Annotated in this window: 26 protein-coding genes and 4 pseudogenes; 6 read left to right on the top strand and 24 right to left on the bottom strand. The window is 43.8% G+C overall.

From position 1 onward, the window contains the following. Window positions 1-254: 254 nt before the first annotated feature. Window positions 255-1472 (top strand): methionine adenosyltransferase, encoded by a 1218-nt coding sequence (gene metK / locus H571_RS0104135; protein WP_027848208.1) that lies wholly within the window; start codon window positions 255-257, stop codon window positions 1470-1472. Between the two features lie 60 nt (window positions 1473-1532). Continuing rightward, on the top strand, window positions 1533-1874 hold the full coding sequence (locus H571_RS0104130; protein ID WP_027848207.1) for a zinc ribbon domain-containing protein YjdM: 342 nt from the start codon (window positions 1533-1535) through the stop codon (window positions 1872-1874). A 64-nt stretch (window positions 1875-1938) separates the two neighbouring features. Here the strand turns inward: H571_RS0104130 and H571_RS0104125 are convergent, their stop codons facing one another. Genes H571_RS0104125 through H571_RS0104110 form a run of 4 tightly spaced genes read right to left on the bottom strand, consistent with a single transcriptional unit; the run spans window position 1939 to window position 4940 of the window. Further along, a complete protein-coding gene (locus H571_RS0104125) occupies window positions 1939-2208 on the bottom strand; it encodes an antitoxin (RefSeq protein WP_027848206.1) in 270 nt (89 codons plus the stop codon). Further along, window positions 2205-2483 carry a BrnT family toxin gene (locus tag H571_RS0104120; RefSeq protein ID WP_027848205.1) on the bottom strand — a complete coding sequence of 93 codons (279 nt, stop codon included), beginning with the start codon at window positions 2481-2483 and terminating at the stop codon, window positions 2205-2207. The genes H571_RS0104125 and H571_RS0104120 overlap by 4 nt, the downstream gene beginning before the upstream one ends. 15 nt (window positions 2484-2498) lie before the next feature. After that, a complete protein-coding gene (gene phrB, locus H571_RS0104115; protein WP_027848204.1) occupies window positions 2499-3971 on the bottom strand; it encodes a deoxyribodipyrimidine photo-lyase in 1473 nt (490 codons plus the stop codon). A gap of 24 nt (window positions 3972-3995) precedes the next feature. Continuing rightward, window positions 3996-4940: an NAD(P)/FAD-dependent oxidoreductase gene (locus H571_RS0104110; RefSeq protein WP_027848203.1), complete on the bottom strand. Its 945-nt coding sequence runs from the start codon at window positions 4938-4940 to the stop codon at window positions 3996-3998. A gap of 75 nt (window positions 4941-5015) precedes the next feature. On the opposite strand from H571_RS0104110, the gene H571_RS0104105 reads away from it, so the two are divergent. After that, entirely contained in the window at window positions 5016-5906 is an 891-nt protein-coding gene (locus tag H571_RS0104105) for a TIGR01777 family oxidoreductase (RefSeq protein ID WP_027848202.1), read from the top strand. Here H571_RS0104105 and H571_RS14160 read toward each other — a convergent pair. The 4 genes and pseudogenes from H571_RS14160 to H571_RS15720 form a co-directional block, all read right to left on the bottom strand. After that, window positions 5903-6721, bottom strand: a complete 819-nt coding sequence (locus H571_RS14160; protein ID WP_051168139.1) for a phospholipase A — start codon at window positions 6719-6721, stop codon at window positions 5903-5905. The two genes, H571_RS0104105 and H571_RS14160, sit on opposite strands and share 4 nt — an antisense overlap. A gap of 23 nt (window positions 6722-6744) precedes the next feature. Next, the gene (rapA, locus tag H571_RS0104095) at window positions 6745-9684 is read right to left on the bottom strand and encodes an RNA polymerase-associated protein RapA (RefSeq protein ID WP_036217538.1); all 2940 of its coding nucleotides are present in this window, start codon (window positions 9682-9684) and stop codon (window positions 6745-6747) included. A gap of 87 nt (window positions 9685-9771) precedes the next feature. Continuing rightward, on the bottom strand, window positions 9772-10980 hold the full coding sequence (locus H571_RS0104090) for a molybdopterin molybdotransferase MoeA (RefSeq protein ID WP_027848200.1): 1209 nt from the start codon (window positions 10978-10980) through the stop codon (window positions 9772-9774). Window positions 10981-11341: 361 nt separating this feature from the next. Continuing rightward, window positions 11342-11878: pseudogene (locus H571_RS15720) on the bottom strand (transposase); the annotation flags it as partial. A gap of 169 nt (window positions 11879-12047) precedes the next feature. Between H571_RS15720 and H571_RS14150 the strand changes: the two are divergent. Continuing rightward, window positions 12048-12683 (top strand): annotated as a pseudogene (locus H571_RS14150) (IS3 family transposase); the annotation flags it as partial. A 199-nt stretch (window positions 12684-12882) separates the two neighbouring features. Here H571_RS14150 and H571_RS0104070 read toward each other — a convergent pair. From H571_RS0104070 to H571_RS0104060, 3 genes are read right to left on the bottom strand one after another with little or no spacing between them, the layout of a single operon-like run. Beyond that, window positions 12883-13371 carry a hypothetical protein gene (locus H571_RS0104070; protein ID WP_027848197.1) on the bottom strand — a complete coding sequence of 163 codons (489 nt, stop codon included), beginning with the start codon at window positions 13369-13371 and terminating at the stop codon, window positions 12883-12885. Then, window positions 13361-14299, bottom strand: a complete 939-nt coding sequence (locus tag H571_RS0104065; RefSeq protein ID WP_036217533.1) for a radical SAM protein — start codon at window positions 14297-14299, stop codon at window positions 13361-13363. The genes H571_RS0104070 and H571_RS0104065 overlap by 11 nt, the downstream gene beginning before the upstream one ends. Further along, window positions 14296-14856 carry an AAA family ATPase gene (locus H571_RS0104060; RefSeq protein ID WP_027848195.1) on the bottom strand — a complete coding sequence of 187 codons (561 nt, stop codon included), beginning with the start codon at window positions 14854-14856 and terminating at the stop codon, window positions 14296-14298. Before H571_RS0104060 ends, H571_RS0104065 begins: the two co-directional genes overlap by 4 nt. A gap of 120 nt (window positions 14857-14976) precedes the next feature. On the opposite strand from H571_RS0104060, the pseudogene H571_RS0104050 reads away from it, so the two are divergent. Further along, a pseudogene (locus H571_RS0104050) lies at window positions 14977-16016 on the top strand (IS3 family transposase). Here the strand turns inward: H571_RS0104050 and H571_RS0104045 are convergent. The 12 genes and pseudogenes from H571_RS0104045 to H571_RS0103995 form a co-directional block, all read right to left on the bottom strand. Continuing rightward, on the bottom strand, window positions 15989-16249 hold the full coding sequence (locus tag H571_RS0104045; RefSeq protein WP_027848192.1) for a hypothetical protein: 261 nt from the start codon (window positions 16247-16249) through the stop codon (window positions 15989-15991). The pseudogene H571_RS0104050 and the gene H571_RS0104045 overlap by 28 nt on opposite strands. Window positions 16250-16319: 70 nt before the next feature. Beyond that, on the bottom strand, window positions 16320-16661 hold the full coding sequence (locus H571_RS0104040; RefSeq protein ID WP_211219755.1) for a YkvA family protein: 342 nt from the start codon (window positions 16659-16661) through the stop codon (window positions 16320-16322). Window positions 16662-16811: 150 nt separating this feature from the next. Further along, the gene (locus tag H571_RS0104035) at window positions 16812-17273 is read right to left on the bottom strand and encodes a hypothetical protein (RefSeq protein WP_027848190.1); all 462 of its coding nucleotides are present in this window, start codon (window positions 17271-17273) and stop codon (window positions 16812-16814) included. A 72-nt stretch (window positions 17274-17345) separates the two neighbouring features. Continuing rightward, on the bottom strand, window positions 17346-17648 hold the full coding sequence (locus tag H571_RS0104030) for a YtxH domain-containing protein (protein WP_027848189.1): 303 nt from the start codon (window positions 17646-17648) through the stop codon (window positions 17346-17348). Between the two features lie 85 nt (window positions 17649-17733). Next, a complete protein-coding gene (locus H571_RS15715; RefSeq protein WP_084482660.1) occupies window positions 17734-17907 on the bottom strand; it encodes an SHOCT domain-containing protein in 174 nt (57 codons plus the stop codon). 154 nt (window positions 17908-18061) lie between these two features. Further along, window positions 18062-19162: a patatin-like phospholipase family protein gene (locus H571_RS14145; protein ID WP_051168138.1), complete on the bottom strand. Its 1101-nt coding sequence runs from the start codon at window positions 19160-19162 to the stop codon at window positions 18062-18064. Further along, window positions 19155-20084: a diguanylate cyclase regulator RdcB family protein gene (locus H571_RS0104015; RefSeq protein WP_027848188.1), complete on the bottom strand. Its 930-nt coding sequence runs from the start codon at window positions 20082-20084 to the stop codon at window positions 19155-19157. The genes H571_RS14145 and H571_RS0104015 overlap by 8 nt, the downstream gene beginning before the upstream one ends. Next, window positions 20081-22531: a dynamin family protein gene (locus H571_RS14140; protein WP_051168137.1), complete on the bottom strand. Its 2451-nt coding sequence runs from the start codon at window positions 22529-22531 to the stop codon at window positions 20081-20083. Before H571_RS14140 ends, H571_RS0104015 begins: the two co-directional genes overlap by 4 nt. Window positions 22532-22595: 64 nt before the next feature. After that, window positions 22596-22799: a hypothetical protein gene (locus tag H571_RS0104005; RefSeq protein ID WP_027848187.1), complete on the bottom strand. Its 204-nt coding sequence runs from the start codon at window positions 22797-22799 to the stop codon at window positions 22596-22598. Further along, a complete protein-coding gene (locus H571_RS14135) occupies window positions 22796-23374 on the bottom strand; it encodes a helix-turn-helix transcriptional regulator (protein WP_281167269.1) in 579 nt (192 codons plus the stop codon). Before H571_RS14135 ends, H571_RS0104005 begins: the two co-directional genes overlap by 4 nt. Before the next feature lie 150 nt (window positions 23375-23524). Then, window positions 23525-23824 (bottom strand): hypothetical protein, encoded by a 300-nt coding sequence (locus tag H571_RS15990; RefSeq protein ID WP_211219754.1) that lies wholly within the window; start codon window positions 23822-23824, stop codon window positions 23525-23527. 354 nt (window positions 23825-24178) lie between these two features. Then, a pseudogene (locus tag H571_RS0103995) lies at window positions 24179-24604 on the bottom strand (transposase); the annotation flags it as partial. 219 nt (window positions 24605-24823) lie between these two features. On the opposite strand from H571_RS0103995, the gene H571_RS15445 reads away from it, so the two are divergent. Further along, window positions 24824-25993, top strand: coding sequence for an HD-GYP domain-containing protein (locus H571_RS15445; RefSeq protein ID WP_051168136.1), 1170 nt, complete (start codon window positions 24824-24826; stop codon window positions 25991-25993). Here H571_RS15445 and ispH read toward each other — a convergent pair. Next, entirely contained in the window at window positions 25990-26943 is a 954-nt protein-coding gene (gene ispH / locus H571_RS0103985; RefSeq protein WP_027848185.1) for a 4-hydroxy-3-methylbut-2-enyl diphosphate reductase, read from the bottom strand. The genes H571_RS15445 and ispH overlap by 4 nt on opposite strands. Between the last annotated feature and the right edge of the window lie 3 nt (window positions 26944-26946).

Genomic DNA, 26946 nt, shown 5'->3' with positions numbered 1-26946 from the left:
TTTTGCTTCAAGTATCTGAGTTAAACCTACCACCCCAGATAATAACTGAGCACGGTTAAGTAATAAGTATTTAATACTATCTTGACAGAGGCCGCCCCTAGAAGCTTATGAAAAGGGATTCTTTAAAATCTTGCAGCTAACTAATAAAAGATTTCTGTTCATCTTTAGGGTGGGTCTTTTTCAAGTGCAATATAAGGGTAGGCTGGGTAGAATGTCGGGCATACATAAAAAAAGCTATCAGGAGCTCTACTGGCATGAGTGAATACTCTTTATTTACCTCTGAATCTGTTTCCGAAGGTCACCCAGACAAACTAGCTGACCAAATTTCTGACGCAGTGTTAGACGCGTTAATTGCCCGAGATAAACAAGCCCGTGTTGCCTGTGAAACTATGGTTAAAACCGGTGTAGCAATAGTCGGTGGCGAAATTACCACTTCGGCTTGGGTTGATTTAGAAGACCTAGTGCGTGGTGTTATTAAAGACATTGGCTACAACTCATCTGAAGTGGGTTTTGATGGTGATACCTGTGGCGTGATTAACATTATTGGTAAGCAGTCGGTAGATATTGCTCAGGGTGTTGATCGCCAAAGCCCTGAAGACCAAGGTGCTGGTGACCAAGGTTTAATGTTTGGTTATGCCTCGAATGAAACTGAAGTATTAATGCCAGCACCCATTACCCTTGCGCACCGTTTAGTTGAGCGTCAGGCTGAAGTGCGTAAAAGTGGTCAGCTAAACTGGCTGCGTCCCGATGCTAAAAGCCAAGTAACCTGCCGTTATGAAGATGGCAAGGTAGTGGGTATAGATGCCATAGTTCTTTCGACTCAGCACAACCCTGAAGTAAGCCAAAAAGACTTACAAGAAGCGGTGATGGAGCTGATTATTAAGCAAGTGATTCCAGCTAACTTGCTCGATAAAAACACCAAATTCCACATTAACCCAACGGGTAAATTTGTGATAGGTGGCCCAGTGGGTGACTGTGGTTTAACCGGCCGTAAAATTATTGTAGATACCTACGGTGGCATGGCGCGTCATGGCGGTGGTGCTTTCTCGGGTAAAGACCCTTCCAAAGTTGACCGCTCAGCAGCCTATGCTGGCCGTTATGTGGCTAAAAACTTGGTTGCGGCAGGTTTAGCCGACCGTTGTGAAATTCAAGTTTCTTATGCTATCGGTGTGGCTGAACCTACCTCTGTTTCGGTTAATACTTTTGGTACAGGCAAAATTTCCGAGCAAAAAATTAATCAGCTAGTGCGTGAATGTTTTGATCTGCGCCCTTATGCCATTACACGGATGCTTGATTTACTGCACCCCATGTATCAACTAACCGCTGCCTATGGTCACTTTGGCCGTGAAGCTTTTGATACTAGCTATACTTGGAAAGATGATCATGGCCAAGAAATGGTTGAAACTTTCACTGCCTTCCCTTGGGAAAAAACCGACCGCATTGCCGAACTAAAAGCAGCGGCAGGTCTTTAGGTTATACTGGCGGTTGGTTACGCCTAGGCGTTTTATATTTTTTGTAAGGAAAATTTTACGATGAGTGGTTTACCCAACTGCCCAAAATGTGGCTCTGAATACACTTATGATGACAGCATTCAGTATGTTTGCCCTGAATGTGCGCACGAATGGTCAAAAGATGCTGTTGAAGCCAGCGGCGAAGAAGAAAAAGTGTATAAAGATGCTCACGGTACTGTTTTAGTCGATGGTGACAGCATTACCGTAATTAAAGACCTAAAAGTTAAAGGCTCTTCATCTGTGGTTAAAGTAGGCACAAAGGTGAAGAATATTCGCCTAGTCGATGGTGATCACGACATTGATTGCAAAATTGATGGTATAGGCCCGATGAAACTAAAAACAGAGTTTGTTAAAAAGGCTTAGTCTTTTTTTGATTTAAAAAGGCAGCTCTTGAGCTGCCTTTTTGTTTGAGCTTTTGTTAACAGAACTAAGCTTCGTGTAGTTGGCCTTCTAAGTATTTATGCAAGATGTTAGCGACCAGCTTTTGATAAGAAACACCTTCTGCTAGAGCATGCTTTTGTAGTTTTTGTAAGTCGATAGATGACAAGTTGATACTAATAGCAGCTTCTTGTTTTAATTTTTCTTGAGCATATTTCTGGTGCTGAACTTTCTTATTTTCAAAACTTGATACCTGATGTAGCTCTTCGTTTTCAAAAGCATCAAGTAGAGCTTGCTCTTCTTTATTTAGCCTATTCATTTTGGATCTCCTAAATAGGTTTTAGTCGCTTTTCGGCTCGGAATAATCGTTTTCAGAAAAACTTCATTTTCTGATTCGACAAAAGGAACTAGATAAGCATACTTTTCTATTCTAATTACGTGTATCTGCTGGTTTGGATAGTGTTCTTTATTTGGATGTTCAACAGTATCTAAAATATTACCAACTGACATCTGAAAAACCACATCCTCAAAGCTAATGCCTCTTTCCTTTTGCAGCAGCTTATTTTTCTCTTTATTCCATCTAATCTTTTTCATGAATTAAAGTATAGCCTATTTTATCGCTTCAAAAGCTTGCATCACTCTGTCTCGGCTTAGCTTTAAATCTATAATGGGTGCTGGGTAGCTGCTGCTCTCACCACTTCTACTCCCAAACAAATCACTGGTTAACTTATCCACAGCCCGTTGCTGATTAAATGACAGGTTAGCAGGTGGTTGGTGAATTTGTTTATTATTTAAGTGGGCTAGTTCTGGCACATAATGGCGAATAAACTTGCCTTCTGGGTCAAATTTGGCGGATTGGGTGTAGGGGTTAAAAATACGAAAGTAGGGCACAGCATCGGTGCCGGTTGAAGCTGCCCATTGCCAGCCGCCATTATTGGCCGCTAAATCGCCATCAATTAAATGCTGCATAAAAAAGGCTTCACCCACTCGCCAGTCTATCAACAAGTTTTTGCTTAAAAACATCGCCACTAACATTCTTAAACGGTTGTGCATCCAGCCGGTTTCTAACAGTTGGCGCATGGCAGCATCAATAATAGGAAAGCCAGTATTACCCGTTTGCCAAGCCTGCAAATCCCTTTGTACTTTAGAGTTTTCAATCGAGCGCCAAGCTAACTTTTCTGTTGCTGGTTTAAAAGCTCGGCCTTTGCTGATACGTGGAAAGCCAATTAGCAAATGACGATAAAATTCCCGCCAGACTAATTCTGAAACCCATACGCCAGCGCCGGTGCTTTTATCCATAAACCGACCAGCTGAATGCATTTGTGCTGCTGCTAAACCTTGACGAGGTGATAATACGCCAGCGGCTAAATAAGCAGAGATTTGGCTAGTGCCAGCAAGGGCTGGGAAGTCCCTTTGTTGGTCGTAGTTATTCAACCCTTGTTCAGCAAAGTCTTGCAGCTTTTTATGGGCTGCTGCTTCACCGGCTGGCCAATGCTCAAGTTGTTGGCTGCTAACAAAGGCGGGTAAAGGGTCATTGGCTAGTTGAGTCGGTGCTTGGGCTTGGGGCGCTGGCAAAGGCACTAGGTGTTCTGGTTTAAGCTGGCTTAGCCAATTACGGTAAAAGGGAGTGAAAACTGTATAAAAATCACCCTTGCCAGTACGAATGCTACCAGGAGGGAAAATAACCTGATCAGTAAAACGCTCAACATTAATGCCTGCTTGAGTAAAGGCTTCTACCACTGCGTTATCACGCTGCTGCTCATTCCACTCATATTCATCATTGAATAGCAGTTTGCTTATGCCCAGTTCTTTTGCCAGTTCTAACAAGGCTTGGGGCGCATAGCTAAAACGGGTCACGGTTAGAATTTTTAAAGGAATATTAAGCTGGCGCAGTTGCTGGGCTAGGGCATGAAGGTTGCTGAGTACAAAAGCAGTTTTTAAATCGCCCCAGCCATGTTCTTGCCATTGCTCTGGCGAATGAACAAAAACGGCTACCACTTCACCCTGCTGACAGGCTCGAAAAAGTGCTGGGTTATCTTCAAGGCGTAAATCACTACGAAACCAAACTAGCTGACGCGGCATAGGTTTAACTCTTTCATTTTAAATTTAGTTGCTGGTTTTTATCAGTTGTTTGCCTAGCTTATCACCTGAAAGCCAAGCATCTTCGGCAAGAGAACCCAAGCAGTAGTCACCACAAACATTGAGGCCTTGTGCTAGGTCTTGTAAGTAAGCTATGCCTAAGGGTTGGCTAGTAAATGCATAAAGCCAACGGTGAGCTTCTAATAACAAAGGCGGTTCAACTAGGCTAAGTGCCGCATCATTGCACCAGTGCGCAAAGAGTTTTTGCGCTGCTAACTTGGCACTTAAATCTTGATGCGCTTGGCTCCATTCAGGTGAAGCCTGCACAACCCACCTTGATAATTGTGCTTGTTGCTCTGGTTTGTTATTCAATAAAGTCCAGCGACTTAATGGCTGAGAAGAGTTGCTTTGTGGGCTTTCCGCCACGGCTATGTTTTTAGGCAAAATAAAATAAGCAACCCAGCAAGGTAAATGCTTAGCTTTAGCTATTTGTTGGCTAAGTTGAGTGCTGTGCTTGGCTATTAATGGCAAAGCTTGTGCTGCGGGGGTAGCAAGGGTTATTTGTTGATAAGGGCCGTAAAGCTTGCCTAGCTCATCTTCTAACCACCAGTCCTTGCCTTGTTTATGTAAGCAGGTGATGCGTGTTGCTAAGTGCAGCTTTAAAGACTGGCTGAGGTGTCGGGTTAAACCGCTCATGCGTGGTATGCCGTAGAAGCTTTGTTGATTATGACTAGCAACCCAGCCCTGTTTTTGCCATAGCTTAAGCTGTTGGTTGAACTCGGGTGTTGAAGCGTTTAATTGCTGGCAGCCTAAATCAATAGTGGTATTTAAACGGCGGCGGCTACTTAAACGTCCACCTGGTCCACGTGCTTTTTCAAAAATCTCAACCTTTTGCCCAGCAGTTTGCAAGCGGTTAGCACAGGCAAGACCTGCCAAACCAGCACCAATAATAGCGTGGTGAATATTTTTCATAGCGTTAACTTAGCTTTACTCAGTGTTATATAAAAGTAATGTATAGTAATTGTATAGAAATCAGTTGAGGTGATCATGCGTATTTTAATTACAGGTGGTACAGGTTTTATTGGTAAAACACTTTGTCCCTTGTTGGTTAGTCAAGGGCATGAGTTAGTTTTATGGACAAGGCAGCTTAACCCTAGTTTACCTGAGGGTGTAACCGAATATGTAAACCAGCTTAGTGAGTTAGAGCCTAACTCTGTAGAAGCTATTATTAATCTTGCTGGTGCGGGTATTGCCGACAAACGCTGGTCAACAGAGCGTAAAAACTTACTAATAAGCTCAAGAGTAAAAACAACGGAGCAGCTAGTCGCTTGGATAGAAGCGCAAACGGTTAAGCCAGAAGTTTTGGTATCCTCATCTGCTGTGGGTTTTTATGGTGAGCAGGGCAATAATGCGGTAACGGAGCAAACGCAACCTGCAACAGGCTTTACGCATGATTTATGTGTGGCTTGGGAAGCAGCCGCTTTAGCTGCTGAAAAACTGGGTGTGCGCGTTTGTTTAGTACGCACGGGTGTAGTGCTAGGTAAGGGCGGTGGTTCATTAGCAAAAATGCTACCGGCTTTTCGTTTAGGTGCAGGTGGTCGTTTAGGCAGTGGTCAGCACTGGTTTCCTTGGGTTCACCTAACCGACATGGCTAAAATTTATGCTTGGTTGGTAAAAAATAAACAGGTTAGTGGGGTGTTTAATGCCAGTGCACCTAATCCAGTAACCAATGCTGAATTTACTAAGGCTTTAGGTAAAGCCCTAAACCGTCCTACTATTTTCCCTATGCCAGAAGCAGTATTAAAAGTGTTGTTTGGTGAAATGGCCGAGCTGTTGTTGGTGAGTGCTAAAATGCTTCCACAACGATTAATAGAGGAAGGTTTTGAATTTAGCTACTCAGAAATAGACCAAGCCTTAGCAGCAATTATTAATGCTTAACGCACTATACCCAGCCCAATTCTAAAAATTGGGCCAACTGCTTTATTGTAGCTCAGCATACTTTCGCCATAACCTTGGAAGTATTGAAGGTACAAAAAACCACCTGTGCGTATCGAAATAGGTGTTCTTATAGGGTAGGTAAGATCGACCTGCACACTGTATTGGCCAGACTTTCCGTAACGATAAAGGGTGTTAATCCCCCAGCTATCTTGATTACCGTAGCGCAGTTTTAAATCAACATAACCACGGTAATCGGCAAGGTCTTCATTAAACTCTCCTTTTCTAAAATAATATAAAAAGCGAGGGTATAGAATTAAAGAGCTATTAGCTAAAGGGAAGCTCCAAACAGGTTGAATAAACATCGCATCCATACTGCGCGATATTTCCTCGGCTTGACCGTTAGATTCATGGGCATAGCCAAAGGCTAATAAATCATAAGCAGGGCTTGCATCTAAGGTGAAGTAGAAAGAGGGTTTGTAGCTAGTGTCCTCAAAGGGTAAAGATTCTTTTGACCAATTCCATAAGCTGGTTTGTGTGTAAGCAAGATGAAAACTGTCTAGCCAAGGCGCTGATTTAATTAAGGAAGATTGATCATCAAATAGCTTGTATTTAAAGCTAAATTGAAAGCGCCCTTTTAAGTCTTCACCGTATTCTCCGCCAGCAATTAAGTACATGGGCTCATAAACACTTAAAGCCGATTGTTCGGAAGTTTGAAAGCAGCCAACGATAGACTCTGCACACTTGGGCTTTTCGGCTAGTAATAAACTAGGCAGGCTAAGAAGTAATAAACCACTAAATAAAGTAAATAATCGCATCTTAACCCTGTCTTGTAGTCGTTCTACTCTTGTCCACCAGCAACAATAACTCTGAGGGCATCCAGTCTTAGGCTAGCAGCATTTAAGGCGGAATCTAGCTGTTTGCGTTGTTCTACTAACTGCTCAACTTCTTCGTTACGTACAGCTGGGTTATTTTTTTGCAAAGCAGTTAAGCGTGCAATTTCAGGATCTAGCAGGTCACGCATGTCTTGTTGTGCTAGCTCTAGCATGGAAGGTAGCTCTTCTTCGGCTAGGGTTTCTGCTTTGTCTAACAACTGGCGTAACTGGTCTTTACGTAACTTAACTACTTCACGTGCTAATCCTTTTTTCATTCTAACTAGCTGGCGCGATAAGCCTTTAAATTTAACCTTGCTACTTAGATTATTGCCCTGACCATCTAGCAGTAAACGTAGGCTTAGTGGAGGTAAATAACGGTTTATATCTAAACCTTCTTGCTGGGAAGTTTCCAAACAAAAGAAAACTTCAATTAGCAGTGTGCCTGCGGGTAAAGCGGGATTTTTTAACAGAGCCACAGTGACATTGCCCTGTACTGTGCTGGTAGCAGCCTCTAAACAATTGCGTGTTAAGGGGTGTTCCCAAGTAAGAAAGTGCAAGTCATCACGCGCCAAGGCTTTGTCACGCAAGAAAGTACCTGAACTGCCTTCTTCCATATCAAAATGCACATCAGTAAAAATAGCCGTGTCTGACTCTTGCCCAGGCTTTAAATACCAAGTATTGGCATCTAGGTCTTCATTTTGAATACGGTAAACATCCAGTGCCACCTCTAGGTAGTTTCTTAGCTCTTTGTCCATTTCATCATCGGCTAGCTGTTCAACTAGCTGGGCTGAAACTTCAGGGCGATGCGAAGCCAGTTCTAATAAACGATGACGACCTGCTTCTAGTTCTATTTCTGCTGCTTGGCGTGTAGCTTTTACTTCAGGTAAAAAGTCGTCAACCTCTAAAATGCCTTCTAATAAATTATGCAGCTCTTCTTGGTATTGCTGCCAAAGGGTTGCACCCACAGGGCGAGGGTGACTGAATTGGTCTAAGCCCTCTTCGCCACACCAAGCTAGCCAAGGTTCTTGCGGCGTATTGGTTAGGTAGGGCACATGAATTTTAACCGTTTCCGTTTGACCTATGCGATCTAAACGCCCTATGCGCTGTTCTAATAAATCTGGGTGGGCAGGTAAATCAAATAAAACTAGGTGGTGAGCAAACTGAAAGTTGCGTCCTTCACTACCTATTTCTGAACAAATTAAAATGGGTGCGCCGTCTTCATCGTCAGCAAACCAAGCCGCTGCACGGTCACGCTCAATCAGTGGCATGTCTTCATGGAAAACTGCAGCTAAAATACCTGCTCTACGACGAAGGGCATCGCTTAAATCAAGGGCAGTATCGGCATGTGCACAAATAAGCAGAATTTTTTCATTGTTAAGCTCGCTTAGTTTCTCTAGCAGCCAATCTACTCTTGGATCGAAGTTCCACCAATCCCCTTCTTCACGTTTTTGAATTGCATAAAGGCGTTCAGGATAAAGGCCTGCATAGGGCCAGTCTTGTCCTGTTAAGGCAGAAGCCATCATTTGTTTATGTGGCTCATCGTATTCATCTAATACTTCTTTATAAACGGTTGGGCAATCTAAGGCGACAGGGAAAACCTTGCGCTCGGGAAAGCCTGGTACGCTGGCGCGGCGATTACGGAATAACACGCGTCCTGTACCGTAGCGGTCTAATAGCTGCTCGGTTAGCTGTTGGCGGGCTGAATCACGCTGGGCATCGTCACTTTGTGGATTGTCCAATAAGTCTAACAGTGCCAAACTATCGCCACTTAAGCGTTCTTGTAAGGCGGCTAAGTCTGCTGGTTCAAGTGGTTGCTGGGCTTCTAATCGGGCTATGGCTGTGGCACAGGTGCGGTAGCCTTCTTCTTCAGCTAAAAATTGTTCTAGGCTGGGGTAGCGTGCAGGATCTAGGAGTTGTAACTGGGCAAAAAATCCAGCCTCGCCTGATTGTTCAGGTGTTGCGGTAAGTAATAATAAGCCGGGGATAGGTTCTGCAAGCTGGCGCACACACTCGTATTCAGGGCTGGCTTCATTAGGCGACCAGCGCAGGTGGTGGGCTTCGTCAACAATGAGCAAGTCCCAATCTTCAGCAAGTGCTTGCTGCTTTGCTGGTTCATCATGTGTTAACCAATTAATACTCGCTAAGGCGATAGTGGCATCAGCAAAAGGTGCACCAGTGGCTTGGGCACGGTCAGCATCGACTAAAGTAACCGGCAAACCAAAACGGCGCAGCAATTCAACCAACCACTGATGGCATAAACTACCGGGAACCAAAATTAAGGCTCTACGTGCACGGCCAGTAATTAGCTGTTGGTGCAGAATTAAACCCGCTTCAATGGTTTTACCCAAACCCACTTCATCGGCTAACAAAACTCTAGGTGCAAGGCGGCGACCCACTTCATGAGCAATGTAAAGTTGATGAGGAATAAGCCCCACTCTAGGGCCACGCAAACCACGTAAAGGGTCTTTAGCTAAACGGGTTTGAGCTTGGCGACTAAGGGCACGCAACATAAATTCATTATTGCGGTCGATTTGGCCAGTTAACAGCCGCTCTCTAGGGCCTTGGAAGCGAACTTGTGGCGCTAGCTGGGTTTCCATTAGCTCAAGTGGCTCGCCCTCTTTATTAGAGCCAAGGTAAATAAGCAGGCCGTCAATGGATTCAGTTGCTGCTACTCGCATACTCCAACCATCTTGATGCGTAACCTGATCCCCTTCACTAAACACTACACGAGTTAAAGGTGCTGTAGATGTGGAATAGGTTCGTGTTTCACCATTGTGATTAAAAAGTAGGGTTACACTGCGTTTATCACACTGCAAAATGGTGCCCAAACCTAGTTCAATTTCAGCATCGCTGATCCAGCGCTGGCCAGGAATAAATAGAGGGTGTTGGGCAGAAGTAGCAGACATCAAAAAAAGCTCCTAAAAGCGACAGGTATAGAAACGCGGGGCGCTATTCTAGCGGATTCAGCAAGTTAGCCCAAGGTGAATAGCGGTTTAATTAATTTCCATAAAACTTACCTTGTCACCCGGCTTAATATTGCTATCAGGAGGAAGTACAGCCAGTGCATTTGCCCAAACAACAGAGCTAAGAACACCAGAGTTTTGATTAGAGTAGGCTTCTAGTAGCCATTCACCCTTAACTTTTGTAGCTCTAACCCTTAAGTACTCTTGGCGTATTTGAGTTGTTGCGGTGAACAGGGCTGTTGCTTTTTGCAAAGCAGGTTCTAGTGGTTCAAATAAAGCACCGCTAAGTTTTGCTAATAGAGGACTTAGAAAAATTTTTGCACCCACAAAAACAGCAACGGGGTTACCCGGTAAACCAAGAAAAGGTACGCCCTTAATTTCACCAAAAGCTAAAGGTTTGCCCGGCTTCATAGCAATACGCCATAACCCCAACTTTCCTAGCTTTTCTACCGCTGGTTTAATATGGTCTTCTTCGCCGACTGATACACCGCCTGTGGATAAAATAAGGTCTGCTTGTTCGGCTGCTAGGGCTAGGGCTTGTTCAGTGGCTATTTGGGTGTCGGCTAGTTTTTCAGCATGAATAACTTCAGCACCTAGGTCTTCTAATAGGCTAGTTAAAAGCGGTTGGTTAGAATTGTAAATTTGACCAGGCTTTAGTGACTCACCTGCATTGGCTAGCTCATCACCACTGGCTAGCAGGGCAACCTTGGGTCGGCGAAAAACAGGCACTTCAGCTAAACCTATACTGGCTAGTAACCCTAGATGGCGGTAATCAAGGCGTGTACCTGCGGCTATAACTAAATCGCCCTGCTTTATATCCTGTCCAAGTGGGCGTACATTTTGTCCAAGCGTTAAGTCAGCAGGTATTTTTGCCTTAGCTGCATCATCAAGCGTTACTTTTTCTTGAATAACAACTGTGTCTGCACCGGCTGGAATTTCAGCTCCAGTGAAGATACGAGCGCAAGTTCCAGCTTGTAAAGGGCTGGGGCTACTACCAGCAGTAATGCGCTGTGAAACAACTAAGGACTTTCCTCTGTCAGCAAAAGCTAAGGCATAACCATCCATGCTGGAATTATCTGCAGGAGGTACATTGATGGGTGCTAACTGATCAACTGCTAAAATACGTTGGTTGGCTTTAAGCAATGCCAGTTGTTTGGTTTGTTGTAAGGGTGTAATTTGCTCTAGCATTTGTTCTAAGGCTTGAGCAATAGGCATGAGTTTAGGTGAGTTAGCAGTCATCTTACTTCCTTAATCGGGGTAAACTTTTCTGCCCTAGAGCATAGCAAATTAAGTCGTTAAAAAACTTTTGAAAATTTATATGTTTTTACTACCAGTTATGGCTATTGATCCAGCCCAATACATCTAAACCCGCATTATTCATGAGGCTGTGAATCAGCCTCTCCGAACCGCTGTTTGACCCTGCTACCAGCGACCCTATGTTTTGATACTCATTTTTTACTGAGCTTACTGGCCTTTTTAACTGATTTTTTGTCACTTTCCAGCTTTCCTGAGCCTGATTTTCGACTCGCAGGCAGCCGAGCTTCTCGGCTGTTGCCGATAACCCCTTGTGGATACTTGCCTGACTGCCTGCTGACGGTGGTTATTCTGTTTGTGGTCGATAAAGGGCTTCCAGCAAGATCGGCCACCACTTGTTGGCGGCAGCTCCCAGATTGACCTTGATCTGCCGGGCATGAACGGTCAGGGTGGCGGCCACTTTCAGCAGCTGCTCTCTCAGGCGTCTCAAGCTCCAGCCGTTGCCGGTTTTTTCTTCCATCAGGTAGCGCAGGCTGTGCATCAGCTGATAGGCGTAAAGACTCAGCAGCAGGTTAACCTGATTACGGGCCATCACCTGCTGAACCGTTAATGCCCCTCGATTGGTTGAAGGCAGGTGCAGATCCAGGGTGGATTTTAACTCGCCCATATGGGCTTCGGCCTTGCCTCTTTTGCGGTACAGATCCAGCAACTTTTCGGCAGAGCACTCATATTCCTGCAGGTTGGTGACGATGAAGAAGGCGTGCAGGAAAAGGTCATCGGGCTTTTCCTGAACGACCAGTACCACCCTGCGCGGGTTTGCCCAGCTGTCGGCCTGATAGCTCAGGTCATGGCATCATTCTCGCAGTTCATCAGATGGACGACCTTGTATCTCTCTTGGAGCTGAGGTTAGCTACCTCTGTTCCGGTGAGTCTGGTGATGTTGATTCCGACCTTAGCATTTGATGCTGTCCTGTAGATGAACGCCCAGACTCTTTTATTCTCATACATTGAATGGTATCCAAGCACCTGTTTTCAGTGATGCTGCATCATCGCTGGGGTTTTCCTAAGTGCTTCAAACGTCTTCGCAAGCTAGGCCACAGCTGGAATCACAAGCGAGTATATCGTGTTTATACTGAGTTAAAACTGAACCTGCGGCGCAAAGGCAAGCGACGCGTGCCTAACCGCAACCCTGAGCCTCTGGCTGCGCCTAGTGCGCTGGGTAAGTGCTGGTCAATGGACTTTATGAGCGACAGCTTACACAACAAAGTCCGGTTTCGGACATTCAATGTTATTGATGATTTTAACCGTGAAATACTCGGCATTGATATCGCGACCAGTATGCCATCGTTGCGTGTAATACGTTATCTGGACCAACTGGCTGAATGGCACGGTTACCCTGAGAAAATTCGCGTTGATAACGGCAGTGAATTTACCTCAGAAGTCTTCACCAGCTGGGCAAAAGTGCATGGCATTATGATTGATTACATCAAACCTGGTTGCCCTTACCAGAACGCATACATTGAGCGATTTAACCGAACGTATCGTGATGATGTACTGGATTTATATATTTTCAACAACCTGAATGAGGTAAAGCAAATAACCGAAGACTGGATTGAGTTATATAACACTGAACGACCACACGACTCACTGAATGACATGACGCCGTTAGAGTACCGAAATGCGGCATAAATTCTCTACGAGATGACTGTGTTATAAATGGGGTATTTACAGATAAATTACATCATTTAAACTTGGAGCGTTAATTATTTTACCCGTCACTTCCATCTCAGTGAATTTTTCATGCAAAAATGAGGCCTGCAACAGTGGTTCTTGCGTCTCGCGCCCCCTTAATAAATTACTCCCTATCGACTACTAAGGCATGGCGCGTTCAAAAAATAGACTCGATATACTCTTCTTTTTCACTATCTTCTGGCTCATCTCCCTCAACAAGACCAATATATTTTTTTATTACTGGTGCGCTCATATTTATACAAAAAACATCTAGTCCGCATAATTTTTCAACCTCACCAGTTGAGGTTGGAACTATGAAGTAGCTTTTTGCGCCATCACTACTACTGACCGTAAATAAAGCTCCTAGCTCAACTTTTTTGAAAACGAAGCTTTCACTCAAAATCTTCTTTATTATAATCTCGCATTGTGCAAAACTATTCTCAAGCTCGATTAGTCTAATTTTTTGAGCAGTTGCCAAATACTGCGCTTCTTCCTTAAACGTATCATAGCGACTCTGCATAGCTCCCACATGATAATTTGCTTCAGACTGAGCGTCTGAAATTGATCTTTTTGCTTGATTTATTGACTCAAGCAAGTTTTTTTTTATTTTTTCTAAAACTGCAATTTTTTCATTTTTATAATTCAATTTTTATTACCTCTTTTCTACTTGGAAAAGAAAACCCTCTCCCTTGCTTTAAACACCAGGATGTCTTTGAACCAGGAAACCCACAATTAAAATTGCACCTACCTTCTAGAACAAACCTGAGTGGTGTTTCTTCCTTAAAGATTGAGCTGTAATCATAAGTTGCCAAGTCTTTTCTCAAGTAACACAGTGATGCAGAAGAGTCTGGGAAAACTCTAAAGTAGTCTCCGTAACCTTCTAAGCACTCATCCTTAAACTTGCACTCCTTACAGTATTCATGATTTTTTTCTGCGCTCTCCTTTACCTTGTACTCAACAACTCCACCATTCTTAGTTCTATAAGTTACTCTACTTCTTCCTGATGCCTCAATATTATCTACTTTCTCCAAATAAAAACCGTCCAACTCATTCAAAATAACTTCCTGAGGAGAAATGTAATATTTTTCATAAAAGTCATTACTAGAAGGAGTCCAATAAAGATCCAGGAGCTTTATTTTGAGCTTGTATTTATCAATTAAACCCACCTTATCCCTAATATCTTTTGTATACCCTCTCAGCAACACACGATTTATTTTTACATTTATTCCAAGTTCAATTGATTTTAGCAACCCTCTTACCACAATCTCTTGATTGCCGCCTCCAGTTATATCTTTAAAAACATCATCATCGAGAGAGTGCCAGCTAATTCTCAACAAGTCAACTCCTGCTTCTTTGATTGACTTACTGTATTTAGATAATGTGGAGCCATTGGTTGTTATGGACACTATAAAACCATTTTCTTTCAGATACTTTACAATGTCGCATATATCTCGATCTCCATCTTTCCACAAAGTAGGCTCTAGCGCAGCTATTTCAACTTTTGATGACCCTCCTGACTCTTTCCACCAATCAGCAATCTTTAATATATCTTCAAAAGAAATTCTTTCAATCATAAGTCAATCCTTTTTAAAATAAAGCTACACACCTCATCAATACTCTTGCCACTTGTATCAACATGTATTAAATCACTCATACTCAAGTATCTCACTTCCGCATCATCTATAACATCAAAGCGATAATCCATATCATTGACAAAGCCCGCCTGCATCTCTCTGCTTTTTATCCTATTCAATCTTTCTTTTTTTTCAGCAGTCAACAAGAAAGAATAATCCGGACGCCTTATCTTTTCAAAAAAAGTATTTATCTGTGAAGACTTGTCACTAAAATCATCTGACTGATAAGCAAACGTAGAGTGAATATATCTATCACATACAACAATACCACTATTAAGAAGATTGTCTATCTCGCTCTGCTGATCAATTATTGCATTAGAATAAAATAAAAACTTATCCCTTTTAATGCACTCACTTTCCAAAACAGCCCTTTCATTTAAAAACTTAATCGATGGCGTCTGAATTACAGTAGCACCCATTAATTCAGCAAGAGATTTTACAGTTGCAGTCTTCCCAACACCGTCAACACCCTCTATCGTAATAAAAATATTTCTCATGCTTTACTCACCTTTAATAAAATTAATTTTAAAACTCATCAACATGGCTACTTGTTCTGGTCTAATTCAAATAGACACTTCAATGAGAGACAATAGACCCAGTCTAGCTTGAGGTGAACGATGAATCAGAAACGTAAATATAAAACCTACTCTAAAGAGTTCAAAGAAGAAGCGGTATCTCTAGTCAATGATCAGGGTTACAGCGTTAGTGAAGCAGCTGAAGCGGTCGGGGTAAACCCCAACCAGATTTATAATTGGAAGAATCAACAAGAAGAGCAAGTTAAAGGCACCCTGCTGAACGACAACGAACGTACCGAACTGATAAAGCTCCGTGCTGAAAATAAGCGTTTAAAGATTGAGAAAGACATCTTAAAAAAGGCATCGGCCTTCTTCGCCAGGGAAATGAAATAAGTTTTAAGTTTGTTCATTCCAAGGTGCAAGAAGGCTACTCAGTAAGTCTGTGTTGCAAAGCTTTAGGCTTAAGTCGTTCAGGCTATTATGCTTGGGAAAAGCGCCCAGCACAGCTTATTACTAAAGATACGCTGATGTTATACCGTGAAGCTAAGCGACTATTTAAAGAAAGTCGTTACAGCTTAGGAAGCCGTGAGTTGATGAAAGCTTTGCGTAAACAAGGTTATTTTATAGGCCGTTATAAAACACGCACAATCATGCGTAAGCTAGGTTTGGTGGTACGCCAGCGCGTGGCTTACAAGGTAACGACCAAGCGTGACGAGCGCCATTTAGCGGCACCTAACCTGATTAATATGGACTTTAATCCAGCTCAACCTAATCAAGTATGGGCAGGCGATATTTCCTATTTAAGAACTGGGCAAGGTTGGATGTATTTAAGCGTTGTTATGGACTTGTATTCTCGCCGAATCATCGGCTGGTCTATTAACAAACGCATGACAAGCAACCTTGTTTTGCAGTCGATGGGTGATGTTGGTGCTTGTTGGGACAATGCCGTTGTTGAACGCTTTTTTGGTAGCTTAAAACACGACTGGATACTCAAAGCTCAACACCCAACTTACGAATCTATGGCAGCCGATGTTGGTGCATATATGAAATATTACAACCTAAAAAGGCTTCATACATCTAATGGTGACATGACCCCAGTTGAGTATGAAAATTATCAATTAAAAGTGTCCACTTGGGCTTGACCAGTACAAGCCATGGTTATCAAGAAAGATTGAATCGTCAATTTGTTATCGTTAGGCATGAAATAAACTTCATTCATGATGATGCTGTCCCAAACGATGAAGCCTTTTTCACCCGCCACTTCTGCTTCAAATGCATCATGAACGACACCTTGTACCCGACCTAACTGTTTCATACCTTCAATCAGCAAGTCTGAGGCTGGCTTTGCAAGTGGGTTTAAAAATTTAATATCCATTGTAATCCTTGATCCTGTTCCAATAAATTAATTGTAACGCTGTGCCGAAAAAAGGTTCTGCAGTAATCGTTTACGAAAACCACTGCGCCAATGTTTCTTTTGCTTTTTTTACATGCTCATCTTTAATATGCGCGGCTGTTGCGGCAAGTGCGGCTGCCAAAACGCCAAGATCATCAGAATAGCCGACCACTGGAACAATATCAGGAATGGCATCGACTGGTGAAATAAAGTAGCCTAAAGCACCAATTATTGTTGCTTTAGCCCAAGCTGGTGTATTTGCATCCAAGGCGGCGTAATACATTTTTAATGCTGGCTCCAAAACACCCTCGCCAGCCACCTTTGCATAACCCTTAACCTTCTCCCAAAAACTGCTATCTGAATAAGCCGAGCTGAATTTATCTTCTGACATCATTAACCCTCAATCGTGTTGGCTGCATAAGTTAATTGTACAGTTTACAACAACTGGATTTAATGAAGGTGGTCTGAGCTGTCAGCTCAGACCACCTTCATATAGTTCATCCAATTAACTTGTTAAGATTGTTCATTGATAGCGTTCTGGATATCACCTAAGCCCATAAACTTCCACATAAAGATCACCATCAGAGTTAAATTGTGCTGTATAAGATATTGGATTCTTTTCCCCATTAACCACCAGATCGGCCGAACTCTCTGATTTCTTTAGCTCGTCATTAACGGACTCAGGTCGAATATTTTCCAGGGAGATAGCCATCTCCCCCATTGCAGCATCTATTGCCTTTAAAACTTCTGGCACCTTTTCTTTATCTTTTTCCTGCACTAAAGTGTCGTAAGTTATTTTCATTCCCAGCATACCGACCGGAACATTTGTTACCTTCTGATACATCAAAGGTGCAATCTGATCACGTATTTCATCCTTAGCGATTTGTAAGACAAGTTCCTTTACGTCCGAGTCTGTACCGCTTGGCGCTCCACTACTGCATCCGACCAAAAAAAATACACACGAAAATAACAGAACCCCGAAATTAATTCTGAAAAAACTTTTCATTGAACCTTCTCCATTAAGCAATATTTGTGAAAAATGTCTTTCCGTTTTTGTTTATACCCTGTAATAAAAGCATCACACGGCTGGTTTAGGATCAGCGCCGGTATCACTAACCTCCACAGTGCTTGTGCTGTCGTCAGATTGTTTTGTGTCAGTTACGTCCTTGCTATCTGTTTCAGATGAAAAGGACTTTTCGACAGAATCAAAAAACTCTGTGACTCGTTCTTCCAAGTCCTCAGCAACCTTGTCGATGATCTGCATTCCTTCATCAAAATGCTCTGCGAGTTCATCCTTGTCTTTTAACAGCATGTAAGTCACGCCAGCGCCAACAGCAGCGCCAAACAGTGTAGCCAGGGTACAGGAAGAAAATTGACTCATGGTGATACTCCTTTTTTGCATGTTGTAGATCTGATTATCACCATGCAAGCGTCAGGTTGAGTCGCTTTACTGATTTATCGAGTTTTTAGATTTCATTCAGCAGCTGGCTTCGTTTCATCTCAAACTCAGCTTCACTTACCAATCCTTTATCGAACAAGCTTTGCAGACGCTCCAGACGTTGGACTACGGGATCATTGGATTGATTTTTTTGCTCGATGAAGCTACTGGATTGCAGTCTGGCAATGACGGTATCCATCATTTCATCAAACCGATGGTAGCTGCCCCACGCTCTGCGTATATTCGATGGATTAAGCAGGCGTATATGTTTAGTAAAGTTATTCTGCTGTAACTTCCAGGGTCTTTTTGATTACTTCCACCCATGCTTGTGGTTGGTGAGTTTTGTCACATGAGGTCTACTTTTCATTAGTGCTGATCTCAGATGCAGCTATAAATTTATTCGGACTGTTCTGATTACTGAGTCGTATTTTTTCCATTGCATTGAGCAGATCAGCATCCTGATTAATGCCTCGCTTTAAGCTGCTATCGAGAAGAAGCTGCGAATGTTGGAGAGCTTTGCGTGAGTTAGATGCTTTTGTAACGCGACATATGCAGTGAAGTGTATCATGATAGCCTTGTTCCATCAGTCTGGTTATGCTTGCTCCATCGAAGCCAAGTAATGCTTTTAATTCGCTACCTTGAGTAATGTTAGATTGAGGACGTATCTCGAGGATTGTTGTATCTGGAAAATTATGGCGGCTCCATAGCGATCCATCACTCAGGTGCGTCACGATAACTTGTTGGCAGCCAGCTTTGACTAAAGGCGTTATCGGTGTATTCCCTTGCGAGGTTTGCCATCCGCCTTGCCCGCCATCTGTATATTTTTTTCCACCTATCTGGCGTGCTTGGTACAATAACGGTAGAGCAGCAGATGCAAGCAAAGCATCTTTGCGCTCGTCGTCTGGTAATGCTTGCACATGCATAAAGTCCGAGGGCGGCGTATCGACCAATCCAGTGTCAGCTAAAACACAGCGTAGTATATCAGTCATACCACCTAGGGTTTCATAAACAGAGACATACAGTGGAAGACCACGCATCAGACCTTCAATATCCAAGTATTCATCAATTAGTCGCTTCAAAGGTTGATCAGATAGTAATGAGTCACTACTTGTTGCACCCAAAGTCATTAATAGTTTGGATAAAAGGGGTGTGCCCAGAGTCAGTCCTGCTGCTGCCAACAGCTTAAAGTATTGCGGTGTGTTAGTTTGAAGTGGCGACTCCTTTGATAATCTAATCCATAACTCTTCAAGACGCTGTACCCCTACAGGCAGCGAGGGTGCACAGGCTAATACGGCACCATTTAATGCACCAATGCTTGCACCAGCTACCATATCTACACGAATATCTAGTTCGGTTAATGCCCTTAGCACGCCCACTTGGTAAGCACCTTTTGCCCCACCGCCGGAGAGTACAAGGCCTGTAGAAGGGGATTCAGAAAAAACTGTAGTGTCAGGCATCAAGTGTCTCCAATGGGAAGACTTCATGTGTCATTGCTTCTGCAATACGCCTAGCTTGTGCTATTAAAGGCACCTTGCTTGGTAAATTTTTAGTTATATGTGCTGCGCTATATATAAAGGGTGTACTATCAATGGTCATTTGATCAGCTAGCCAAGACAAGGCTTGCGGCATGTCAATACCATTACTACTGCGTGAGATAGATGGGGCAGCCAGCCAGACAGTTGCCATTTCCGCTGGTGTTTGTAATTCGACAGCAGCATCCACTGCCAGCTGTTTTGTGGAACGATCAATCACCAACTGCAAGAACTCTCTGCGCTGGTGCGCTGGATTATCTAAGCAGCGACAATAATCACCTAAAGACCCCCAGTGCAGTTCTTCCATGGCAGCATAGCAGCGACCTGCAGGCGATAATACAGAAAAATGACCTGCTTCCCACTTACTGAATGTAATATCTATATTTAGTTTTGCTTTTTGAATGAAGTCGATGCGTGAAATTTCTTGTGCCATATCATGCATTCGTTTATCCAATCGGTAAGCCATTTCTTGCAGCTGTTCTCGTGTGTCGATACTGTAATGGCTTAGCTCGACCATGCTTCCACTCAAGATTGACACGCGATCGTTGACCTGTGTGATTGCCAGATTACTTTGTGCCATGGATTCAGTAAGCTCAGTTAGCCACTTCAATGATGCTTCTACACCATCAACTAAGCTGGCATTAATTTCGGTCTGCCTGCGAGCACCTTTACCTGTAAAGCCATCATACATTCGTGCAAAAAAACCTGTGCGTTGACGCTGCACACGTATATGATCGCGCGTAACATCTATACCATTGGCAAAATCCACCACAAACTTTTCCTGCAAGCAGCTTAGTGTTTGGCAAAGAGTTGAGTTTGGCGTGATGGGTGCAAGATCATTACTCATACCTGCACCTCAATCCTTGTTGAGGATGGGCTTTCTTTATAGCGCAGTGTTTCAGCGGAGTCATTTAAAGTTATGCAGTCCTTTTCCAAGGCAGCTGCTTCAATTGCCATTTCTGATGATACTGCTAATATATCTGCTTTTCTTGCATGATCTAAGCTATGCTTTTGGACACCAGCAATAAGATCACCACGGATATTTTCTACCCTCTTCCTAAACGCACAAAAAAAATCTTCCACTCCATTTTGCAGTTGAGGATAAATATCCTTATTTAAGATATCATTAGCGGACTCAAAAACTGCATCAATAGCCAGCCTTGTTGACTTGTCTATTTGTATAATATCTATCTCAAAATAGTTTTCACTATCCTGGTAAGACTCCCACCCCCAGTGATCTGTATCAAACACCCTACAAATAGTCCCCCATAACCCATCCTGCCTCCTGTGTTTAGTTACAGTTCTTGTTTTTTCCATGATGGCATTTTTCATTAGGCTGGAAACAGGAGAGTCGATTTTTATGTTCTCAGTATTCGGCAGATTAACCATAATATCGAAATCATCTAGATTTCGCTTTATTGATTCTTTTATTTTCTCAAGTGCATCAATGCGATGACCTTCGAACTCACTTGAAAAATTATCTATTCCAGATTGAATACAGGAGTTGCAATCACTTTCCGCCTTATCCATGAGGGTTTTGATGGAGCTTTCAATGCGCTTAATGAAGTCTTGAGCTTCGGCCCGATCATCAAGTTTGATAATCGGACTGCTTGGATCGAAGTCAAGTGTAGGGTCTTTCTCTTCTCTCTTATTACCTAGAATTGAAGCGAATGCAACACCAAAAAAACCATTGATGGGAGTTGTTTTTTCTTTGGAGTTCGATGAACCTTTGGTTTGATCTTTTTTCTGAAGGTTATCAGACTCGGCAGTTTTCCCTTCCTTGAAGTAACTCTCTATTTTTTCAGTTACTTCTTTTTGAACTTCTGCAGCAGCAGTCTCTATTTTTCTTTGGGTGCCTTTCAATATACCCTTGAGCGCATCTTCAGTGGATGCTTCTATTTTGGCTATATTTTCAATATCTTGCTGGAGTCGGTCGATATTTTTCTGGAGCTCTGCAACACTTTTCTTTAGGGAGCCAACATTGGCTTTAAAGAAGTTACCGGTATCTTTGGCAAAGTTGTCCAGTTTAGAGGCAGCTGAACGTAATGCTTCCATAGCAGCATTACGGTGAGCTTCAAAAATAACTTGTTCTAAGGGAATAGAAAAGCCCGACTCTTGCCAAAGTTTGTCTGCTCCAGCCTTAACCATTTGTGGATCATTAATAAAATCCACCCACATACCTCCAAATCTTTCTTTACCAAAATCCTCAACCCAGCACTCGTTGTTCGGTAGCTTACCATTCCGTTCAAGCTCATTTCGTGCTCGACTGGCCAGGTACCCTTGCTTGGAAGAAACAGGAAATACAGAGCTTTCAGCCATAACATTTTTCATAAGTGTCTGCGCTACGTACTTCTTCACTGCCGGCTCATCATCCCCATTTCGGTCTTTCTGATCAAATTTGTTGACAAGCGCATACATCCTATCCTTGGCCGTATAGGAGATTTCCATCAGGTTCTCACGCACCTGTTCATCTGCATCAGACTTGAGTTGGGTGTAATCAAGTACAGCTAATACTGCTGATGCTTTTTTTAACTGATCTTTGAGCATGTGGCGCAAATGCTGCTGTCCTGCTTCGTTGGGGCCGGGGGTATCCAGTAATGTCAGTCGCCCCTGTGTAACAGGCGTATCCTTAAGGTGTGAAAACTCAACCTCAATTACAGGCATGGCCTCTACTGTTGCATAAGCATCAAAAGGAAACGTGGCTTTCAATGTAAAGCACAGACGAACTAGGTCGTTGAGGCTTTTAAGGAATCGGAAAATATTTTCAGCACCCTCATGCTGTGACTCAAAAAAGTTCTGCTGTCGAATTTGTATCAAGAGTTCTTTCATATCTTTGTCGTTTTGCAGTTCCGTCAGAGCCTCTGGATTTGCCGACTTGATGGCCTGAGACAATGCAACCAGCAGCTCATTGAGCGGCTGTATCTTTTCAAAAATCAAACGAGGCTGCAGTACACCTGGTGTATGTCGAATTAGTGTGGGCAGCGTAGTCATTGGGCGATTACGGTTTGGAAGTACTTCTGCACCGACGATGGCATTGATGCTGGTGGACTTGCCCGCCTTCATGGTGCCAACTACAGCCAGCACCATGTCTAGGTGATCAAGCTTGTAACTCTCACCATCCAGAACTTCCAGTACTTTGGCTATTGATTGGGTGTCAAAGGTTGCGCGATTGTGGTCATCAGCTGCGGGTTCATCTACCAATCCTTTTTGTTGTGCTTTTTCTAATAGGCTCTTCAATTGTGCCAGTTGGCGCTTGGCTTCCATTCGTAAAGTATCAATATTAAGTTGGTGCATTTTTCACTCTCTCAATGTAATTTGTATGTGAAGCGTGTATCCCGTACATGGTTGTCAACAGTGTTCATTGATGTTTAAGCTGCGCCTGCAACTCTGCCAGCAAGCCTTTCACTGGCCCTGCTGCTTTATGTTCCAACTCACTATTCCCGCACTTGGGGCAATTGCTTACATAGTCGTGTCCTGGCATGAACACATCGCTTCTCGGGGCAAAGGTTTTGCTCCAGCCGCATTGTTTGCAGATCAGTTCAAAAGGCTGAGGCTTGATCATTCTGCCGCTCCTTCTGTTGTGCCGTAAAAACTATTAAGTTGGCTCAGGGTTTGTTTGATTTCTTCCACCCAGGCTTGAGGCTGATGCAGGTGAATTTTGTCGTTCAGGCCATAAACCCACCACAGGGTTTCCTTGTCTTGCAGCACTTTGGCTTCCAATCGTTCCCAGTCGCTGTTTTCAATCGGGGTCAGGGTTTGTTCTGTACTGAGCGGGGTTTCCCTGAGTATCCAAGCCAGTTGTGGGTGAACATCGGCCACTAGCAGGGTGCTGCCATCTTCTGTAGTCAGGCTTAGGGCACCGCTTTGAATGTATGCATCCAGATCAAAGTCCGGGTGGTGGTTGCTGGCTTGATCCAGCAGAACAGCGGTTTGGATACGGTGCAGGGCAAAGTGGCGCAGGTTGTCATAACCTTCCACCTGTGCAATCAGGTAACTGAGTGCATAACGGGATACCAGCCCGACCGGGTGCAGGGTAAAGGTTTTGGCTTGTTGCTGGGCACGGCTTAAATAGGTGACTTGTAACTGTTTTTGATGCAGCAGTGCTTCGCTGACTCTTGCCCAGACATCGTCATTCAGTGGGGCAGGTATCAGTGCTTTGCCATTGGGGAGTGCTCTGACGCGTTTTGCCCAGTCTGCCAGCTGGTTGTATTCAAGGCTGTTGAGATGCTGGCGGGCGGCCTGAAACTGAGGTTTAAGCTGATCAGCAACGCTGGCTGGCAGCAGGCTTCAGAGTTGCTCTTCCGCCAGACACAGGGTCAGGGCTGCAGGGGTATCCAGTTCTGGCAAGTTGATCTGGGTATCGGCTACAAAACTCCAGCGGTAGGGGCGTACAGATTCATCACAGTGCAAAGGAAAATGGCTGGATAGCTTATCCTTGAGGTCGCGCTGTAAAGATCGCAGATCAATCTTAAAGCCACGGTCAGCCAGCTTGTCTTGCAATGTGGTGGTTGCAATACGTCCTGGGTGGCGTGGGATCAGCTGCAGGGTAGCAAGTAACCTGAGCAGGGTATCCTTGTTTTCCGACATTCCTCTTCTCCATGTCTCGGCGCTTGTCAGACTAACCAAAAATGGCAACCAAATAAACATGTAATTGGCTTAATAAGGTACAACTTTAGATATAGCGGCAGAGTAATGGAGCGAGGCGACAACTTGGGTCGCTTAATGGAAGGGTATTACCCCGCATTATTCATGAGGCTGTGAATCAGCCTCTCCGAACCGCTGTTTGACCCTGCTACCAGCGACCCTATGTGGCCTTTTTAACTGATTTTTTGTCACTTTCCAGCTTTCCTGAGCCTGATTTTCGACTCACAGGCAGCCGTGATTCTCGGCTGTTGCCGATAATGCGTTGTGGATAACTGCCTCGATGCCAGCTGATGTCAGCTACTCTGTTCGCGGTCGGTAAAGGGCTTCCAGCAAGATCGGCCACCACTTGTTGGCGGCAGCACCCAGATTGACCTTGATCTGCCGGGCATGAACGGTCAGGGTGGCGGCCACTTTCAGCAGCTGCTCTCTCAGACGCCTCAGGCTCCAGCCCTTGCCGGTTTTTTCTTGCATCAGGTAGCGCAGGCTGTGCATCAGCTGATAGGCGTAAAGATTCAGCAGCAGGTTGACCTGATTACGGGCCATCACCTGCTGAACCGTTGATGCCCCTCGATTGGTTGAAGGCAGGTGCAGATCCAGGGTGGATTTTAACTCGCCCATATGGGCTTCGGCCTTGCCTCTTTTGCGGTACAGATCCAGCAACTGTTCGGCAGAGCACTCCAGCCCAGAGCGCGTTGCAGAATGACGGTACGCATCTGACTGGTGAGCGAAAGATTCACGGAGGCATTGAATGAGGTTTTCATGGTGGTATAGTTTCACCCGTGGCTTTGGTTGTTGAGACAAACCGTTCTTGCCGGAACTTGTTATATTTCAACAGCATACCAAAGCCACACCCGCTTTTCAGCTATATCTCATGAATAAGGCGGGCTAAAGTGGCTGTTAGTTAATCTGTTGCAAATAAATCTAAAAATGCTTGGAGGCATAATGGTCAGACTGCGCAAGGTGCAGCCAAGGCAATTAATTGTAGGGGATAGGGTGCCACTGAATATCTATACTCGTAACCGAGTATTACTGCTGTCACGTGGGTCTTTAGTTGAGAGCAAGCAACAAACAGAATCTTTATTGATGATGGGCTACTACGATCCTGATGAAAAAGAAATTACCCGTGATGGAACAGCACCAGATTTTAAAGGGCAAAGCTACACTTCAGAAGTTAACCCTTTTTTAGATTTAGAAGCTTTTTATTCAAGTTTATTTAAAATTACAAAAGACTTAAGCGAAGGACGTAAACCCTCAGCGGTTGAGTCAACGGTTGTTCGTATAGCTAAAGAATTATTAAAAATTGCCAAAGCCGCTCCTAATGCTTTGTTAGGTGCAGCACACTGGCCTAAAGACTTACCTTCTGTCAGCTTAATGAGTAGCTTACGCTGTGCGGTAGTAATAGCCGTTGTTGCAGAAAAGCTTAAGTTGCCAACAGAGGTTGCAGAAGCGACTGTTAGTGCAGCTTTAACAGCTAATATAAGCATGTTGGAGCTACAAGAAAAACTGAATAGTCAGCAAAAACCCCTAGATACTATTCAAAAAAGCCGTATTTTTGCCCACCCAGAAAAATCAGTATTTTTACTGCAAAGCTTAGGGGTAACTAATGAGCTGTGGCTAGAAGCAGTTATGCAGCACCATGAAAGGTTAGATGGTTCTGGCTACCCAAAAAAACTACAAGGCGATGCAATTAGCCTTGCAGCACGTTTAATTGCCCTAGCGGATAGTTATACAGCTATGACAGTTTGGAGAGAGTACCGGCCCTTATTAACGCCACGTCAGGCAATGCGAGAAATGTTGGGTGAAGAACAAGAGCTGCTTGATAAAAAACTAGGGCAGGTGTTTTTAAGCCAATTAGGTATATATCCGCCAGCTAGCCTAGTTTCTCTAGCCAATGGTGATACTGCCGTTGTTATTGAGCGAGGTGTAAAAATTAACGAGCCTGTATGTGCGGCTCTTCGGGGTGCAGATGGGCGAAGCTATTTACCGCCACCTAGAAGGGACAGTAGCAACCCTGATTATGCAATTCAAAAAATGCTTAATCAGGCGATGCTAAAGAAAATTCAACCTTTTCTATTTTGGGATATTCAAGTAAGCAAGAAGCTTAAAAGCTAGTCTATAGGTGTTAAACGCAACTCTTTTGGCATAGAAAAAGTAATGTTTTCTGGGCGGCCAGGCAACTCTAAGGGCGGCTTGGCACCCCAGCTAATTAGCTGTTTAATGACATCACCAACCAGCACTTCTGGTGCAGAAGCCCCAGCCGTAATGCCTATGCGTTCAGCAGAGTCTAGCCATTCTTTTTGAAGGTCGTTAACACCATCAATTAAAAATGCCCTAGCACCCATACGCTCCGCTAATTCGCGTAAGCGGTTAGAGTTAGAACTATTAGGACTCCCCACCACCAAGACTAGATCAGAAGTTTCTGCCAAGGTTTTAACCGCATCTTGACGGTTTTGAGTGGCATAACAAATGTCATCTTTACGTGGGCCGGTTATTTTAGGAAAGCGCTGGCGCAGTGCATCAATAACCCGAGCGGTATCATCCATAGATAAAGTTGTTTGCGTTACATAGGCAAGGTTTTCAGGGTTATTTACTTCCAAGCTGGCAACGTCAGCTTCACTTTCTACTAAATAAATATGCCCACCATGACTAGTATCATAACGCCCCATAGTGCCTTCAACTTCAGGATGACCTGCATGACCAATAAGCACGCAGTCTTGACCTAAACGCGCGTACCTTAGTACCTCCATGTGCACCTTGGTAACGAGTGGGCAGGTAGCATCAAAAACCTTTAAGTTACGCTGTTCAGCTTCTTGTTCCACGGCATGAGAAACACCATGAGCTGAAAAAATAACAATAACGTCATCAGGAATTTCATGCAGCTCATCAACAAAAACCGCACCTCGCTCACGTAGTGTTTCCACCACAAACCGATTATGAACCACCTCATGGCGAACATAGATGGGTGGTCCAAACACATCCAGCGCTCGGTTAACTATTTCAATGGCACGATCAACACCGGCACAAAAGCCCCGAGGATTTGCTAACTGAATGCTTTTGTTCATAGT

The organism is Marinospirillum minutulum DSM 6287, from assembly GCF_000422325.1.
GTDB lineage: Bacteria > Pseudomonadota > Gammaproteobacteria > Pseudomonadales > Halomonadaceae > Marinospirillum > Marinospirillum minutulum.
The sequence above is the reverse complement of the archived record's forward strand: the minus strand, read 5'-3'. Positions and strand labels throughout refer to the sequence as shown.